This is a genomic window from Mesorhizobium sp. 2RAF21 (genome assembly GCF_052115345.1).
Classification (GTDB): domain Bacteria; phylum Pseudomonadota; class Alphaproteobacteria; order Rhizobiales; family Rhizobiaceae; genus Mesorhizobium; species Mesorhizobium terrae.
In genome coordinates this window covers 1-15,899 of record NZ_JBFRGM010000012.1, presented here as the reverse complement: position 1 = coordinate 15,899, position 15,899 = coordinate 1, and the positions used below count along the sequence as shown (strand labels likewise).

The 15,899-nt window shown below is 66.1% G+C and carries 14 protein-coding genes; 2 read left to right on the top strand and 12 right to left on the bottom strand.

Features of this window, described 5'->3' with window-relative positions; translation table 11 throughout:
- Positions 1-4: 4 nt before the first annotated feature.
- The 9 genes from AB4136_RS20000 to murA form a co-directional block, all read right to left on the bottom strand.
- Entirely contained in the window at positions 5-1,120 is a 1,116-nt protein-coding gene (locus tag AB4136_RS20000) for an anhydro-N-acetylmuramic acid kinase (RefSeq protein ID WP_024925439.1), read from the bottom strand.
- Positions 1,117-2,136, bottom strand: coding sequence for a serine hydrolase domain-containing protein (locus AB4136_RS19995; protein ID WP_024925438.1), 1,020 nt, complete (start codon positions 2,134-2,136; stop codon positions 1,117-1,119). Before AB4136_RS19995 ends, AB4136_RS20000 begins: the two co-directional genes overlap by 4 nt.
- A 16-nt stretch (positions 2,137-2,152) precedes the next feature.
- Complete coding sequence (locus AB4136_RS19990) at positions 2,153-3,916, bottom strand: ABC transporter ATP-binding protein (protein ID WP_024925437.1); 1,764 nt, start codon at positions 3,914-3,916, stop codon at positions 2,153-2,155.
- A gap of 1 nt (position 3,917) precedes the next feature.
- Entirely contained in the window at positions 3,918-4,751 is an 834-nt protein-coding gene (locus AB4136_RS19985; protein WP_137900961.1) for an ABC transporter permease, read from the bottom strand.
- Positions 4,751-5,710, bottom strand: a complete 960-nt coding sequence (locus AB4136_RS19980) for an ABC transporter permease (protein WP_024925435.1) — start codon at positions 5,708-5,710, stop codon at positions 4,751-4,753. Before AB4136_RS19980 ends, AB4136_RS19985 begins: the two co-directional genes overlap by 1 nt.
- A gap of 105 nt (positions 5,711-5,815) precedes the next feature.
- Positions 5,816-7,333 (bottom strand): ABC transporter substrate-binding protein, encoded by a 1,518-nt coding sequence (locus tag AB4136_RS19975; RefSeq protein ID WP_024925434.1) that lies wholly within the window; start codon positions 7,331-7,333, stop codon positions 5,816-5,818.
- A gap of 72 nt (positions 7,334-7,405) precedes the next feature.
- Positions 7,406-8,338 carry an N-acetylmuramic acid 6-phosphate etherase gene (murQ, locus tag AB4136_RS19970; protein ID WP_024925433.1) on the bottom strand — a complete coding sequence of 311 codons (933 nt, stop codon included), beginning with the start codon at positions 8,336-8,338 and terminating at the stop codon, positions 7,406-7,408.
- Between the two features lie 124 nt (positions 8,339-8,462).
- Entirely contained in the window at positions 8,463-9,359 is an 897-nt protein-coding gene (locus AB4136_RS19965; RefSeq protein WP_024925432.1) for an N-acetylglucosamine kinase, read from the bottom strand.
- Complete coding sequence (gene murA, locus AB4136_RS19960; protein WP_024925431.1) at positions 9,356-10,612, bottom strand: UDP-N-acetylglucosamine 1-carboxyvinyltransferase; 1,257 nt, start codon at positions 10,610-10,612, stop codon at positions 9,356-9,358. The genes AB4136_RS19965 and murA overlap by 4 nt, the downstream gene beginning before the upstream one ends.
- A 128-nt stretch (positions 10,613-10,740) precedes the next feature.
- Here murA and AB4136_RS19955 point away from each other — a divergent pair, with 128 nt between their 5' ends.
- Positions 10,741-11,598, top strand: coding sequence for a MurR/RpiR family transcriptional regulator (locus tag AB4136_RS19955; RefSeq protein WP_024925430.1), 858 nt, complete (start codon positions 10,741-10,743; stop codon positions 11,596-11,598).
- On the opposite strand, the gene AB4136_RS19950 is transcribed toward AB4136_RS19955, so the two are convergent.
- Positions 11,595-12,572, bottom strand: a complete 978-nt coding sequence (locus AB4136_RS19950) for a sterol desaturase family protein (RefSeq protein ID WP_036254879.1) — start codon at positions 12,570-12,572, stop codon at positions 11,595-11,597. The two genes, AB4136_RS19955 and AB4136_RS19950, sit on opposite strands and share 4 nt — an antisense overlap.
- A gap of 284 nt (positions 12,573-12,856) precedes the next feature.
- On the opposite strand from AB4136_RS19950, the gene AB4136_RS19945 reads away from it, so the two are divergent.
- Positions 12,857-13,441: a histidine phosphatase family protein gene (locus AB4136_RS19945; RefSeq protein WP_137900960.1), complete on the top strand. Its 585-nt coding sequence runs from the start codon at positions 12,857-12,859 to the stop codon at positions 13,439-13,441.
- Between the two features lie 64 nt (positions 13,442-13,505).
- Here the strand turns inward: AB4136_RS19945 and AB4136_RS19940 are convergent, their stop codons facing one another.
- Both AB4136_RS19940 and AB4136_RS19935 read right to left on the bottom strand, forming a co-directional pair.
- On the bottom strand, positions 13,506-14,618 hold the full coding sequence (locus tag AB4136_RS19940) for a pyridoxal phosphate-dependent aminotransferase (protein ID WP_137900959.1): 1,113 nt from the start codon (positions 14,616-14,618) through the stop codon (positions 13,506-13,508).
- A 155-nt stretch (positions 14,619-14,773) separates the two neighbouring features.
- Positions 14,774-15,899, bottom strand: a 1,126-nt coding sequence (locus tag AB4136_RS19935) for a porin (protein ID WP_441931551.1), incomplete at its 5' end; no start/stop codon positions are given.

Below are 15,899 nucleotides of genomic sequence, written 5' to 3'. Positions count from 1 at the left end.
CCTGTCACCCCGCGATGCGTCCGCCGGTCATCGGCTTCGGCACGCCGGTGGTGCTGGGGAAGCTGATCGGCAGGCCGCGCAGCGCGCGCACCGCCAGGAAGGCGAAACACTCGGCCTCCACGGCATCGCCGCGCCAGCCGAGCTTGTCGGCGGAAACCGCATCGACGCCGGCGCGGCTGGTCAGCATCGCCATGAATGTCGGGTTGTGGCGGCCGCCGCCCGACACGAACAGCGTCTTCGGCCGCCGCGGCAAAAGGTCGAGCGCCTTGCCGACGCAGGAAGCGCTGAACGCCGTGAGCAGGGCGGCGCCGTCCTCATCGCTCAAACCGTCGGCCATTGCCGCGGTGAAGTCGAAGCGGTCGAGCGATTTCGGGAAGGGCGCCGCGAGATAGGGGTGCTCCAGCAGCTTCGCCAGCCGCGCCTCGTCCACCTTGCCGGCGGCGCCAAGGGCGCCGTCGCGATCCATTTCGCCCAAGCCCCGCGCCTTGATGAAGTCGTTGATCGGGGCGTTCGCCGGGCCGGTGTCGAAGGCGACGATGTCGCCCTTGCCGTCCCACCAGGTGACGTTGCCGACGCCGCCCAGGTTGAGGATGGCGCTGTCACCGTGCGCGCCGGCCGTACCAAGCAGCGCCGCGTGATAGACCGCCGCCAGCGGCGCGCCCTGGCCCCCGGCGCGGATGTCGGCGGTGCGGAAGTCGTAGACCACTTTTGTGCCGAGAATGGATTGCATCAGCGCGCCGTCGCCGAGCTGGCGCGTGTCGCCAGGCCGGCCCTTCTGCGGGCCGCGATGCAGCACGGTCTGGCCGTGGAAGCCGACGACGCCGATCTCGGCCATCGTCATGCCGGCCTCTTCCACCACCTTTTTCACCGCCGCCGATTGCGCGCGGGTCAATGCGGCCTCGGCCTCGGCGAAGATCGCCGGTTCCGGCCCCTCGAAATTCCAGACGCGGGCTGCAGCCTGCGCTTCCTCCAGCATGGGGCGAATGGGGGCGTCGTAGGGCACCAGCGCATAGGCCCCGAAAGTCTCGATGCGTTCGCCGTCGGTCTTCAACAGCGCGACGTCGATATTGCCGTCGAGCACGGTGCCGGTCATCAGCCCGACCGACCAGATGGGGTTCATGGTTCTGCTCCGTTCAAGAGGTCGCCGACCTGGCGGCGAAGATCGACAATGCCGCTGTCGAAATGGCGGGTCGGGTGAATGCGGTTGGTGAGCAAGGTCCAGGCGTGGCCTGCGTCGAAGTCGATCCACAGCCCGGTGCCGGTGAAGCCGGTATGGCCGATCGTGCCGGCACTGCAACCATCGCCACCCGACCAGCCGGCATAAGCGTGTTCCCAGCCATGTGTGCGCCTGGCCGACAGCGGTTTCCGCATCAGCGCGACGGCGCTTGCCGAGGCGCCGCTGCCGTCGAGCAGGCCTTGCGCGAAGTCGAGCACCGAACCGGCCGTGCCGAACAGCCCGGCATGGCCGGCGCCTTGCAGGGCGGAACAATTGTCGTCATGCACCTCGCCACTCAAAACCCGGTGGCGCCAGGTGCAGTCCTCCGTCGCCGCCGATCGCTCCGGTTCGGCAAAGAACGCGAAACCCGGCCCCGCGTCCATGGCGCGGATCGTCTTGCCGGACAGCCGCTCCATGGCGAGCCCGAGAAGAATAAAATTGATGTCGGAATAGACCGGCTCGTCCAGCCGGCGCCATTCGCGTTGCAGCACGAAGGTGCGCAACAAATCGGGGTCGCGGCCATAGGTGTAGATCGGCGCGACGGCGGGGAACGGCGTCTGGTGGCCGAGGCACTGGCGGAACGTCACCTGCCGTTCCCAGGCATCGGCATCGTATTGGCGCAGGTCCGGCAGGGCCGTGGTCAAGGGCGCATCAAGATCGATCGCGCCTGCCTCGGCCAGCGCCAGGATGCGCGGCGTCGTGAAGATCACCTTGGTAAGCGAGGCGAGGTCGAACCAGCTGTCCTCCCGCATCGGCCGCTCGCCCGGCACGCGTTGCGCCAGCCCGATGGCGCGGGTCAGCCGCTGGCCGTCGCGCGTCGCCAGGCCCAGCACGCCGCCGGGGATGCGGCCGGCTTCGATCGCCCCCTGCAGCGGGGCAAAGGCACGGTCGAAACGCTGGCGGAAATCGTCGCTGGCCATTCCTTGTTGTTCCCCTTCAGGCCTCCGCACGCACCTTGTGGTCGCGCCCATATTCGCGCCATGTCGCCGGCGGCGGCTCGAAACCGAGCGGCCTGACCAGCGAGGGCACCTGCCTTGTATCGAGCTCGAAATGCTGGCGCCGCCGCGCGATGGTCGGCACCGCGCCGATCAGCTTTTTCGTGTAGGGATGCTGCGGATCGGACAGCACCGATTTCGCCTCGCCGATCTCGACGATCTGGCCGGCAAACATCACGGCAACCCGGTGCGCGATACGTTCCACCACCGCCATGTCGTGCGAAATGAATAGATAGGCAAGGCCGTATTCGCGCTGCAGGTCGACCAGAAGTTCCAGCACGCGTGCCTGTACCGAAACGTCGAGCGCGGAGACAGCCTCGTCCAGCACCACCACCGAGGGGTTGAGCATCAGCGCGCGCGCGATGCACAGTCGCTGGCGCTGGCCGCCGGAAAACTGGTGCGGATAACGCGCCAGGCTGTCCTGCGGCAGCCCGACGCGCGCGAGCAGCGCCGTCATCCTGGCGCGCACAGTGGCGTCGATGCGCTGGCCGGCGGCGATCACCGGCTCGCCCAGTATCTGCTCGATGCTGAGGCGCGGGTTGAGCGAGGCATAGGGGTTCTGGAACACCATCTGCACCGGCAGCCGGCTTTGTCCGGGCCGCGCCGCATGTGCGTCGACCGAGAACGCGCCGCGCGTCGGCGCCACGAGACCAAGCACGGCGCGCGCCGTGGTCGACTTGCCCGAGCCGCTTTCGCCAACGATCGCCAGCGTTTCGCCGGGCAAAAGGTCGAAGCCGACGCCATCCACCGCGTGAACCGCGCCGAAAGGCCGGCTCAGCCAGCCGCTCTTCAAGGGATAACGCACGACGAGATCGTCCACCGCGAGCGTCGGTTTGGCCACCGTCGGCCGCATCTCGTCCGCCTGCGCGCGGATGGTGTCCGTCCGTGCCGCGTCGCCGCCGGAAAAGTGCGGCACGGCATGCAAAAGATGTTTGGTATAGGGATGCTGCGGATGGTCGAGGATCTGGCCGAGCTCGCCCTGTTCGACCGCGTGGCCGTCCTGCATCACCATCACGCGGTCGGCGATGCCGGCCACCAGGCCGATGTCGTGGCTGATGAAGATCATCGACATGCCGGTCTCGCGCCGAAGCTCGGCCAGCAGCGCCATGATCTGCGCCTGCACCGTCACGTCGAGTGCCGTCGTCGGCTCGTCGGCGATCAAAAGGCGCGGGTTGCAGGCCAGCGCCATGGCGATCATCACCCGCTGCAGCATGCCGCCGGAAAGCTGGTCGGGCGTGGCCGACAGGCGCCGCTCCGCATCGGGGATGCGCACCCGCTCCAGTGCCTCGCGCGCCGCCGCTTTGGCTTGTCTGCCGGTCAGGCCGCGATGCAGCCGGAACGCTTCTTCCACCTGCGCGCCGATGCTCAGCACCGGGTTCAGCGAGGTCATCGGCTCCTGGAAGATCACGCCGATTTCGGCGCCGCGGATTTTCGTCAGTTCCTGCGTGCTGGCGCTGCCGATGTCGGTGACCGTGCCGTCGGCGCGCAGCAGCTCGATGGTGCCGCTGGTGATGCGGCCGCCGGCATAATCGATCAGCCGGTTGGTCGACAGCGCGGTGACCGATTTGCCCGAGCCGCTTTCGCCGACGATCGCCAGCACCTCGCCGACGCCAACCTCGAAGCTCACGCCATGCACGACTTCCTTGGCATCGGGCGCTCGGCCAAAGCTGACATGCAGGTCGCGGACGGAGAGAATGGGTTTCATCTCACGCCCTCCTCGTCTTCGGGTCGAGGATGTCGCGCAGCGCGTCGCCGAGCAGATTGAAGCCCAGGATGGAGAGCATGATGGCCAGTGCCGGGAATGCCAGCAGCCACGGCGCCTGTTCCATCAAATTGCGGCTGTCGCTCAACATCAGGCCGAGCGAGGCGGCCGGTGGCTGGGTGCCGAGGCCGAGGAAGCTCAGGCCCGCCTCCGTCAGCAATGCCCAGGCGAGCGCCAGCGTCACCTGCACGGCGAGCGGCGCCACGAGGTTGAGCAGCAGGTGGCGGGTCAGGATGTAGAAACGGCTGGAGCCGAAGGTGCGCGCGGCGTCGACGAAGTCGCGGGTTTTCAGCGAAAGCGCCGGGCCGCGCACCACGCGTGTGAAGATCGGCGTGTAGACGATGCTGATCGCCACCACGCTGGTCCAGGTGCCGGGTCCGATGATCGTCACCACCAAGAGAGCCAACAGGATTGCGGGGAAAGCCAGCAGCACGTCCATCAGCCGCATCATCACCGTGTCCCAGCGTTTGCCGTACCAGGCGGCGGTGAGGCCGAGCACCGTGCCGGAGAGCGCGGCCGCCGCGACCGAGAAGAAGGCCACGGTGAAGGATTGGCCCACTCCCTTCATCAGCCGGCTCGCCACGTCGCGGCCGAACAGGTCGGTGCCCATCCAGTAGGAGGGAGACGGCCCGTGCAGCCGGTCGATGCGGTATTGCATCAGCGGATCGTGCGGGGTCAGGCCGAAGGCGCCGAACAGCGCGATGACAACATAGACCAGCACGATCGCGCCGCCGATGCGGCCGCTGGGATGCGCGAAGATGGCTCTGACCATGCCCATCACCGGCCTTCCAGGCGAATGCGCGGGTCGAGCGCCACATAGGCGAGGTCGACCAGGAGGTTCACGATCATGAAGTTGAGGGCGATGAACAGCACCGAGCCCTGCACCAGCGCGTAGTCGCGCTGCAAAATCGCTTCCAGCACCATGCGGCCAAGGCCGGGCAGCGCGTAGATCTGCTCGACGATGACGGCGCCGCCCAGCAGGTAACCGAATTCGATGCCGCTCAGCGTCACCACCGGCACCAGCGCGTTGGGCAGCGCGTGCCGCCAGATGACGCTGCGTTCCGGCGCGCCCTTGGCCCGCGCCGTGCGCACATAGTCGTCGCTCAGCACGTCGAGCATGGCCGAGCGCGACACCCGCGTCACCGATGCGGCGAAGGCGCAGCCCAGCGTGACCGCAGGCAGGATCATCTGGCCGAGATTCTGCAGCGGATCCTGCCAGAGCGGGGTGAAGGCGCCCATCGTCGGCAAAACGCCGAAACCCGCGGACAGGATGTAGATCAGCACCAGCCCGACGACGAAGCTCGGCGTCGACTGGCCGATCATGGCGGCGACGCGCACGCCAAGGTCCGCCGGCCGCTCGTTGCGGGTGGCGGCGAAGACGCCGGCCGGCACGCCGATCGCCAGCGCGATCAGCATCGACAGCAGCGCCAGTTCCAGCGTCAGCGGGAAACGCTCGAGGATCACCGCCAGCACCGGCTTGCCATAGGTGACGGAAATGCCGAGATCGCCCGAAAACAGGCCGGTGAACCAGCGCCAGTATTGCACCGGCCAGGGTTGGTCGATGCCGAAATAGGCAGCGAGCGACGAGCGCTGCTGCGGCGTCAAAAGGCCGGCCTCGGTGCCCAGCATCGCGGTGATGGCATCGCCCGGCACGAGACGGATGGCGATGAAGACGACGATCGAAACCCCGATCAGCACGAGGGGGAAGGCCGCAAGGCGCCGTATCAGATAGTTCACGCGACGTGCCCTTGTGTCGGGATGTGCGGGGTGTCGGGATGTGCGGGTTTCGGTCAGGCGAGGCGCCTTACCCTCCCGGTTGAAGGAAAGGTAAGGCCGTCCGCGTCATTGCCCGACGGTCACCTTGCCGAGGCTGGCCAGCGAGCCCGTCGGCATCGGCACGAAGCCCTGCACGTTCTTCTGCTGCGCCGTATAGCCATAGGAGGTGTAGAGCCACACCCAGGGCGATTTTTCGGCGAGCTCCTTGTCGAAATCGGCGAAGATCGCCTTGCGCTTTTCCGGATCGGTCTCGACGCGGCCCTTCTGCAGAAGCGCGTCCAGCGTGTCGTCGGCGAAGTTCGAGACCTTTTGCAGGTTGCCGTTCTTGGTCCAGTAGCGGTTGTACATCGTATATGGATCAGGCCGGCCGCCATTCAGCGCGATCGCCATGTCGAAATCGCCCTTCAGCCAGGTGTCGACATAGACGTTCAGCTCCATCATCTTGATGTCCAGCTTGACGCCGATCTCGGCGAGCTGCGCCTGCAGCACCTGCGCCTCGGCCGCCGCCGTCGGCGGCTCGCCGGTGGCGGCGATGACCGTGGCGGTGAAACCGCCGGTCATGCCGGCATCCGCCATCAGCTTCTTCGCCTTCTCCACGTCGCGCTTGTAGCAGAACAGCGTGTTCGGATCGGAGGCGAAGAACGGCATGGTCAGCGGGCCGGTCACCTTGCCTTCGCCAAGCGAGGCGGTGTCGAGCACTGCCTGCCGGTCGACGGCGCAGGAAATGGCCTGGCGCACCGCCAGCTCGTTCATCGGCTTGCGCGCCGGGTTCAATTGCAACACGTGATAGGCAAGCACCGGCGCGCGGTTCAGCTGCAGCTTCGGCTCCTTCGGCACCAGCGTGGCGATCAGCGGGTCGTTGAGCAGCGCGAAGTCGATCTGCCCGGTGCGCATCGCCGCCAGGATGGCGGTTTCGTCGGGCAGAACGCTGATCTCGATGCCCTCGACGCCGGTCGCTCCGCCGGCCCAGTCCTTGTTGGCGGTGAGTATTTCCTTGGAATTCGGGTCCCAGCGCTCCAGCTTGAACGGGCCGGAGCCGACGGCCTTGGTGCCGATGGTGCCGGCGGCGATGTCGGCCGCCGGAACGATCGAGGAATTGGTGTCGGTCATCGCGGTCAGGATCGGCGCGTCCGGCTGCGACAGCTTGAAGGTGACGGTTTCCGCGTCCGGCGTCTCGATGCTGGCGATCGACAGATAGTTGGCGCGGTTGGCCGCCCCCGTCTTCTCGTCGAGGATGCGCTCGAACGAGGCCTTGACGTCGGCCGGAGTGACCGCTGCGCCGTTCTGGAATTTCGCCTTGGGGTCGAGCTTGAAGGTCAGTTCCTTGCCATCGGCGGAGAAGGCCCAGCTCTTGGCGATGCCGGGCACGATCTTGAGTTCCGCATCGAGGCGCACCAGCGGCTCATAGATGAGTTCCAAAAGACGCAGCGAGGAAAAGGCTGTCTGCTTGTGCGGGTCGAGGCCGGTGGCATCCTGCGCCCAGGCCATGCGCAGCTTGGCCGCGTCGGCGGTGCCGGCAAATGCGGTGGCGCCGAGCACGATGGCCGCGGTCAGGCCGAGCAGGCGCTTGAATTGACTGGTCATTTCATCCTCCCTTTATGTTCTTCTTGGTCGAAATGGTCTTCTTTGTCCAAGTCCGGATCGATGCCGACAGCCTCACATCGCGGCAGGCCCGCCGTGTTCGATCGCTTTTCGCAGGAAGCCGTTAGCACCTTCCAGCGCAATCCGCGCCTCGGCGAGGTTCATCCCCGTCATTGTGATCAGGATGGCCAGCTTCACGTCGTTATGGGTCTTGGCAAGTGCCGCTTCAGCCTCCTCCAGCGTACACTCGGTCGCCTGCATGACGATGCGCGCCGCGCGCGCCACCAGCTTCCTGTTCGACGCCTTCAGGTCGACCATCAGGTTCTGATAGGTCTTGCCGATCTTCACCATGCTGGCCGTGGTCAGCATGTTCAGCACCAGCTTCTCGGCGGTGCCGGATTTCATCCGCGTCGACCCGGTCAGCGCTTCCGGGCCGACCACGGGCGAAATGGCAATCTCGGCGATATCGGCAATCGTCGATTGCGGGTTGCAGGACAGCGCCACCGTGGTGGCGCCGATCTTCCTGGCGTGGTTCAGCCCGCCGATGACATAGGGCGTGCGCCCGCTGGCCGCGATGCCGACCACCACGTCCTTCGCGGTCAGCCCGATCTCGGCCAGCGCCTCGGCGCCCTTGGCCTGGCTGTCTTCCGCACCCTCGGTCGCCTTCAAAAGCGCGTCATAGCCGCCGGCGATCAGCCCGACCACCATGGTCGGCGGCACGCGGAAGGTCGGCGGACATTCGGAGGCGTCGAGCACGCCGATGCGGCCGCTGGTGCCGGCGCCCATATAGATCAGGCGGCCGCCCTTCCGGAAGGCGGCGGCGATGCGGTCGACGGCGGCGGCGATCTCAGGGATCACCTTGGCGACCGCGCCGGCGACGCCCTGGTCCTCGTCGTTGATCCTGCGCAGCAATTCGACCGTCGGCAACAGGTCCATGTCCATGGTGCGCGGGTTCCGATCCTCGGAAACCAGTCGCTCCAGCTCCGCTATCAGGCCTTGTTCGGACACGATCTTCACCTGCGCATTCCCGTTTGGACCGCATCGATACCGGTCCGGTAGTATCCCGTTAACTTTTTAGAATGCATTATTCCTTTGTGTCAATATAGGATGGAATTAAATATTCCAAACCACCTCAAGGCGGGCAATTCGCCATCCGGCTACCGGCCCGCCGTGCCAGGATGATGGCGCCCGACACCGCGTCGCCATCGGCCGGTTTCAGCCGCCGGCGCACATCAGGCGCCAGCCACGGTTCCAGCGGGCTGGCCAATCCGCCTAACAAGGTGACGCGCGGCGCTCCCTTGTCGAACAGCGTGCGCACCAGCGTGTCGATCTGCTCGGCCGCCGCCTGCACGATGCGCCGTCCCGCCGCGTCGCCCTGGTCGGCATGGCGCATCACGGTCGGGGCGAGGGCCGCGTAATCGGTCGCCGTGGCGCGATCCATCCAGGCCACCGCCTCCATCGGATCGTCTTGAAAACGCTGCATGATTTCCGAGAGCAGGGCGGAGCGGTCATGGCGGCCGTCCTGGGCGCGCAGCGCCAGTTGCACTGCCTTCAGTCCTAGGTCGGCGCCGCTGCCTTCGTCCGAGATTGGAAAACCGTAGCCGCCGACGCGCAGATTGCGGTCCCCGACAAAACCCAGCCCGATCGAGCCCGTGCCGGCGATGACAATGGCGCCGTCGAGGCCCGAATGGGCGCCAAGGCAGGCGCCCATGCCATCGCTGGTGAAGTCGATGCCGAGAAAGGGATGCTCGATCGCCCGCAGCGCCTCCAGCGCGCCCTTGCGGCCGATGCCGGCCAGGCCGATGCCGGCGAAGGTGTGCTTGAGTTCGGCCCGGCCGAAGCCGGCCTCCTCGGCGGCCGCCCCGAAGGCGCGCGCGATCGAGGCCCATGCGGCTTCGATGCCAAGCCGCGTCGTCGCCGGTCCGGACAGGCCCTGGCCGAGCACCGTGCCGCCTTCGTCCTCGATGCGGGCGCGGCAGCCGGTGCCGCCGCCGTCGACGCCGAGATAGAAATGCGGCGCGGCGCTCATTCGCGGAACCGCTCGATCGTCGCGCCGCACATGCGCAGCTTGCGGTCGAGGCTCTCATAGCCGCGGTCGAGGTGGTAGACGCGGTTGACCACGCTTTCGCCCTCGGCCACCAGCGCCGCCAGCACCAGCGAAACCGAGGCGCGCAAATCGGTTGCCATCACCTGCGCCCCGCGCAGCGGGTTGCCGCCGCGCACCAGCGCCGAGGTTCCCTGCAAGGTGATGTTGGCGCCCAGCCGCATCAGTTCCGGCACGTGCATGAAGCGGTTTTCGAATACCGTTTCGCGCAGCAGTGAGGCGCCCGGCGCGCAGCACATCAGCGCCATGAACTGCGCCTGCAGGTCGGTCGGAAAGCCGGGATAGGGCTCGGTGGTGACGTCGACGGAACGCAGCGGCCCGTCGCGCGAGACGATCAGGCCACGGTCGCCGGGCCACACGCTGACGCCGGTCGCCTCCAGGATCTGCACCACCGAGGCGAGGTGCTCCAGCCGCGCATGCGTCAGTTCCAGCTGTCCGCCGGTGATGGCCGCCGCGATCGCATAGGTGCCGGCCTCGATGCGGTCGGGAATGGTGTGATGGCTGGCGGCGCGCCAGCGCGTATCGCCTTGCACGAGTATGCGGTGCGTGCCGGCGCCCTCGATGGTGGCGCCCATGGCGCCAAGGCAGGCGGCGAGGTCGGCCACTTCCGGCTCGCGTGCGGCATTGACGATCTCGGTCTCGCCCTTGGCGGCCGTTGCCGCCATCATCGCCGTCTCGGTGGCGCCGACCGAGGGCGAGCCGAGCACGATGCGTGCGCCGGTCAGGCCGTCCGGCGCGTTGGCCACGATCGACCCGCCCTTGATGCCGATGTCGGCGCCCAATTGTGCGAGTGCCTTGATATGCATGTCCACCGGCCGCGCGCCGATGGCGCAACCGCCGGGAAGCGATACCTGCGCCTGGCCGAAGCGGGCGAGCAGTGGCCCCAGCACCAGCACGGTGGCGCGCATCTTGCGCACCGTGTCGTATGTCGTCTCCCTGGAAGCGGCCGCACTGGTGTCGATCGTCACCGCCTGGGCCGAACGGCTGATCTGGGCGCCATGCTGGGCAATCACATTCAGCATGTTGTCCACGTCGCTGACCGCCGGCAGGTTGGTCAGTTCCAGCGGGGAGGGGCTGAGCAGCGATGCCGCGATCTGCGGCAGCGCCGCATTCTTGGCACCGGAAATGGCGACCGCGCCTTGCAGTCGCTGCCCGCCGACAATGCGCAATCTGTCCATGGTTCAGGGTCCATTCCGGCAGCTGTTGAACTGGCGGTACCATGGCGAGAGTTGACCGGGATATTCTTCCCTGTCAACCTGCGTTGGAATATTCTATTCCTTGCCCGATTGGCAAAGAAGCAGGCTCTATGTCGGTTCTCAAGAAGATCCACGCCACGCTCGACACCATGGCGCCGGCCGATCGGCAGATCGGCCAGTTCATCGTCGATAATCCCGACGAGATGCTGCAATTGTCGTCCGCGGCGCTGGCCGAGCAGACCGGCCGCAGCCAGTCCAGCGTCGTCAAGTTCTCGCAGAAGCTGGGTTATTCCAGCTATCAGCAATTGAAGCTCGCCGTCAGCGAGGCCAAGGCCAAGCAATGGCACGCGCCGGCCGGCATGGTGCATGGCTCGATCGAGCGCGGCGACGGCTATATGACCGTCCTGCAGAAGCTGGTCGCCTCCAAGCTCGCCTCCATGCAGCAGAGCATGTCGGTCAACAGCGAGCAGACCATCGGCGAGGTGCTCGACCGGCTGGACAAGGCCGGGCGCATCCATCTTGCCGGCGTCAGCGCCTCGGCGCTGGTGGCGCGCGATTTCGCCATCAAGCTGATGAAGCTGGGCCGCAACGTCCTGCACGACAGCGACAGCCATGTGCAGCTCGCCAGCGCCTCCTCGCTTGGGCGCAATGATGTTCTCTTCGCGCTTTCGCATTCCGGCGCCAGCATCGAGACGCTGCGTATCGCCGAACTGGCCAAGGCCCGCGGCGCCGCGGTCATCGTCATGACATCGCTGAAAAACAATCCGCTCAGCCGCATCGCCGATGTCGTGCTCTATTCAGTCGGCGACGACGATGGCGTGCGCTCCTCCGCCATTTCGGCCCGCGACGCGCAATTGGCGCTCACCGATCTTTTGTTCATCCTTCTGGTGCAACGCCAGCCCGACGCCAACGAACACATCCGCGACAGCGAGATGGCGGTGTCCGCGCTCAAGCAGGATGCATCCTAGGCTTCCTGCCGCTCCGGCTGTTCCTGGCTTTTTGGGACGCTCCTGTCGCTTTCGCGCGGAGCCTTGCCCATGATCCGCCGCATGCCGGCCTTGGAGAAGGGCTGCACGATCTGGCCGAGGAAGCTCTTGTCGATGGTTCCGCTGATGCCGATGTCGGTCGAGGATGGGCGCGGCGGGTTGAGATAGGTGCCGAACACCTGGTCCCATATCACGATGTTCTCGCAATAATTGGTGTTGCCTTCGCGCAGGTCGCGCGAATGGTGCCAGCGATGGATGCGCGGCGTGGTGAAGATCCGGTCGAGCAGGCCGGTGCGCATGTCGATGTTGCAATGGGTGAGCAGGCCGATGAACACCGAGACCGCGCCCAGCCACAGAAACACCGGCAGCGGCGCGCCCAGAAGATAGAGCGGCAACTGGCCAAGCAGCATCTTGAACAGCGAATCGACGAAGTGGAATCGCCCGGTGTTGAGCACCCACAGCCGCTCCACGCTGTGGTGCAGCGCATGGAACCGCCACAGCGTCAGGCGTTCGTGGCTCAGCCGATGCGCGAAATAGAGCCCGAATTCGGCGATCACCAGGCCGAGAACGGCTTGCACGAACATCGGCGCTTCGCTTGGCCACAGCGAATAGGAAGGGTGCAGCGCCGGTTGCGCGATGGTCGCGAACAGAAGCGGAAACGAGGTGGTGATGGCGGCGGCGATCTGCGTCAGCCCCTTGGTCACCGTGGTGTGGGCGACATTGTTGAACGTCTCGCCATCCGGCTCCAGCCAGCTCCGCTCATAAGGCATCAAACGCTCGAAAAGCGCGATGACGGCGATGCTGGTGAGGTAGACGACGTTGAACCACAGGATCGGATGGTCGCTTTCGAAAGCGAAATACGAGCCGATCATGCTGGCGGTGAAGATGACTGGCCAGAGAATGACGGAGAGAAGCCCGTAGATCATGCTCCGCGGATTGAAGTATGTCGCCTGCATGCTGTCCTTCTCGGGCTCGATCTGTCATCGCGGCTCAGTATGGCGGCCGGATTACAAGAGCCTTGCAAATCTCCGTCGCAGGCAGAAAATCGACGGATTGGTGAAATCGCATCCTATTGACCAGGACGCTGCGGATTCGCCGGGCAGTTTGAAAGCTGATCGCCGGACCCGCAAGCCTTGCGGGCAATTTCCTCCCCAGCCATGTCGAGCCGCGTGGCGCCGCCGCGCGCCGGACTTGTGCTAGCTTGCCGGCAGTTGGGGCCGTGATTCCAGATGCTTGCCTGATGCTCGTACGTCTTACCTTGATCTGCTGCGGCGCCAGCGCGGCCAGCCGGCGCGGCTTTTTCCCGTCCGATGAGCCGCTTGAGCCGAAGGCCGTGACCGCCGCGGCGCGCTTGGCCAGGCTTGTCGATCCGGCGGATAGGTTCCTCACCGCTCCAGCCCGGCGCGCGCGCCAGACGGCGGAAGCATTGGGGCTGGACGCAGTGGAAACGCCGGCGCTGCGCGACCAGCACTATGGCGGCTGGGCCGGCCTCGCCTTCGAGGCGGTCGAGCGGGTCGCCCCGGAAGCGGCGCAGGGCTGGCTGACCGATCCCGACACGTCACCGCCGGAAGGGGAGCCTTTCTCGGCTGTCGCGGCCCGCGTCTCGGATTTGCTCGACAGCCTTGTCGCCCAGCCAGGTCATACGGTCGCTATCACCCACGCCACGGTCGTCCGCGCCGCCATCCTGCGTGTGCTGCAGGCGCCGCTTGCCGGCTTCCGTCACATCGATGTCGAACCGCTCAGCCTCGCCGACCTGCGCAGCGACGGCCGCCGCTGGATGTTGCGGTCATGCGGTTTGACGGCGCCGAAGCCCAGGCGCGCCTGAGCATACCGGTTCCGCGCAACAGGCTATTGTTATTCTATTGAGTAGGCTGCGGCAGTTGCCGCGCCTAGTTGCCTCGGGCCGCCGCGACCGCGCCCGGCAGTTCCTCGGCCAGTATGTCGAGCTCATGATCGAGGCCGACGCTGATGCGGATGCAGCGATCCAGCCCCTGCGCCATCGGCTTGCGGATGAAGACGTCGCGCGACAGCAGCGATTGCATGATTTTTGCCGCGAAGGCGCCGTCGCGGCCGCAGTCGACCGTCACGAAATTGGTGGCCGAGGGCAGGGGAGTAAGACCGTTGTCGCGGGCGATTGTCGCGATTCGCTTGCGCCCCGCCTCGACCTTGCCCACCACGGCCCGCAGCCAGTCCTGGTCGGCCAGCGCTGTGACGCCGGCCTCCTGCGCCATGCGACTGACGCCATAGTGGTTGCGGATCTTCTCGAAGTCGCGGATCACCCCGGCTTCGCCGAAGGCGTAGCCAAGCCGTATGCCGGCCAGCCCGTAAGCCTTGGAGAAAGTGCGCATGCGGATGAGGTTAGGCAGGCTGGCGTCGACCGCCGGCAGCGCCGAGGCGGGGCCGAGCTCGCCATAGGCTTCGTCCAGCACCAGCATGGTGGTTGCGGGCAGGGCCTCCATGAAGCGGTTGATGTCCGCCGCCTCCCACCAGCTCCCCATCGGATTGTCGGGATTGGAGAGATAGACCAGCGGCGCGTTTTCGCGCTTTACCGCCGCCAGCAGCCCGTCGAGGCTCTCGCGATCCTTCTCATAAGGAACGGTGACCAGCCGCCCGCCGGTGCCGGCGACATGGAAGTTGAAGGTCGGATAGGCGCCGAGCGAGGTCACGACCGCCATGTCCGGCCCGGCATACATGCGCGTCACCAGGCCGAGCAGCCCGTCTATGCCTTCGCCGACCACGACGTTGTCGGCCGAGATGCCGAGATGCGCCGCCGCGGCGAGCTTGAGGTCGTGATTGTCGGGGTCGCAATACATCCACATGTCGCCGGCGATCGCCTTCATGCGCTCGACGACGCGCGGCGACGGGCCGAAGCTGCTTTCATTGGCGCCGAGGCGAGCCCGGAACGGCTTGCAGCGGTCGCGCTCCTGCGCCTCCGGGCCGACGAAGGGCACTGTGGCCGGCAGCGCCGCGACGATCGGTGACAGCGGAGGATGTTTTGGCATGGAGAGGCCCCGGATGGTGTTTCGCGTTCTGGCTACAGCGACCGACCGAACCGCGCAAGCACTGGCTGCTGATCGCTGGAACGGCATGACGAGGGAAAAAAGAAAAAACCCGGCGGTTGCCCGCCGGGTTTTCAGAAAGTCCGTAGGGACTGTTCTTAGAAGTCGCGCTGGAAGCGGATGAGGCCGCCGACGCTGTTCTTCTTGTTGGCGTTGGTCCAGCTGCCGGTGTAGTCCGGCTTGCCGAAGTTGCCTTCGTTCAGGTAGTCGACTTCGGCCGTGACGGTGAAGCCCGGAACCAGCTGGTGCGCGATGTTTGCAGCCACGCCGAGGTTCTTGGCGTCGTCATACGAAATCTGGGCGTTGAACGAGGTCTTCTCGTTGAACTTGTAGGTGCCACCGCCCCACACAGCCCAGTTGCCGCCCCACTGCTTGTAGAAGCTGCGGTCGATATTGTCGTCGGTGCCGTAGCCGCCCATGATGAACAGGTCGATCTGGTCGGTCGCCTTCACATCCAAGCGAACCTTGCCAGCCCACTCTTCATAGTTGCTGTTGTAAGCAACGACGCCGGTGATCGCACCCCAGCCAGCGGTGTACTTCACGCCGCCAACCACGTGCGGGACGTAGCTGTCGATGGTGTTGTTGTCGATAACCCAAGTGTCGCCGGGGCGACGGAAGCGGGATTCGCCACCCGAACCCTGTTCGAACGACACGATCGCCGAGAGGCCGTTGCCGGCATCGAAGGTGTAGCTGATCAGGTTGGTGTCGAAGTCGCCGTAAGGAACCAGCGTATCGTTGATGACGTTGCCGGCGTAACCGATGAAGGTGTTGAAGGCCGATTCGTCCTTACCGACGCGCAGGCCACCGAGCTGGATCCAGGCGAAGTTCAGCGAGAAGCTGCTGCCCGAGCTGTTGGAGCCGTAGTTCTGCGAGTTGCCGAAGTTGAAGCGGGTCTCGGTGTAGGTCTTCAGGGTGCCGAGCTCGGTCTCCTGACCGGTCCAGGTCTTCAGCGCGAAGCGGCCGCGCTTCCACCAGGTGCCCTGGTCCTTGCCGGTGAGGCGGTCGTTGGCGCGAGCGCCATCGAACGAGCCGACGTCGCCGAAGCCAGCGTCATAACGGATGTARCCGCCGAYRCGCAGGCAGGTCTCGGTGCCCGGGATGTAGAAGTAGCCAGCGCCGTAGACGTCGCAGATCTTGACGTATTCAGCGGGTTCCGGCTCGGCAACGACGACAGCGTCGGCGGCGCGCGCACCGGAGACTGCGAGCAGTGCCGCAGCGGAGCCC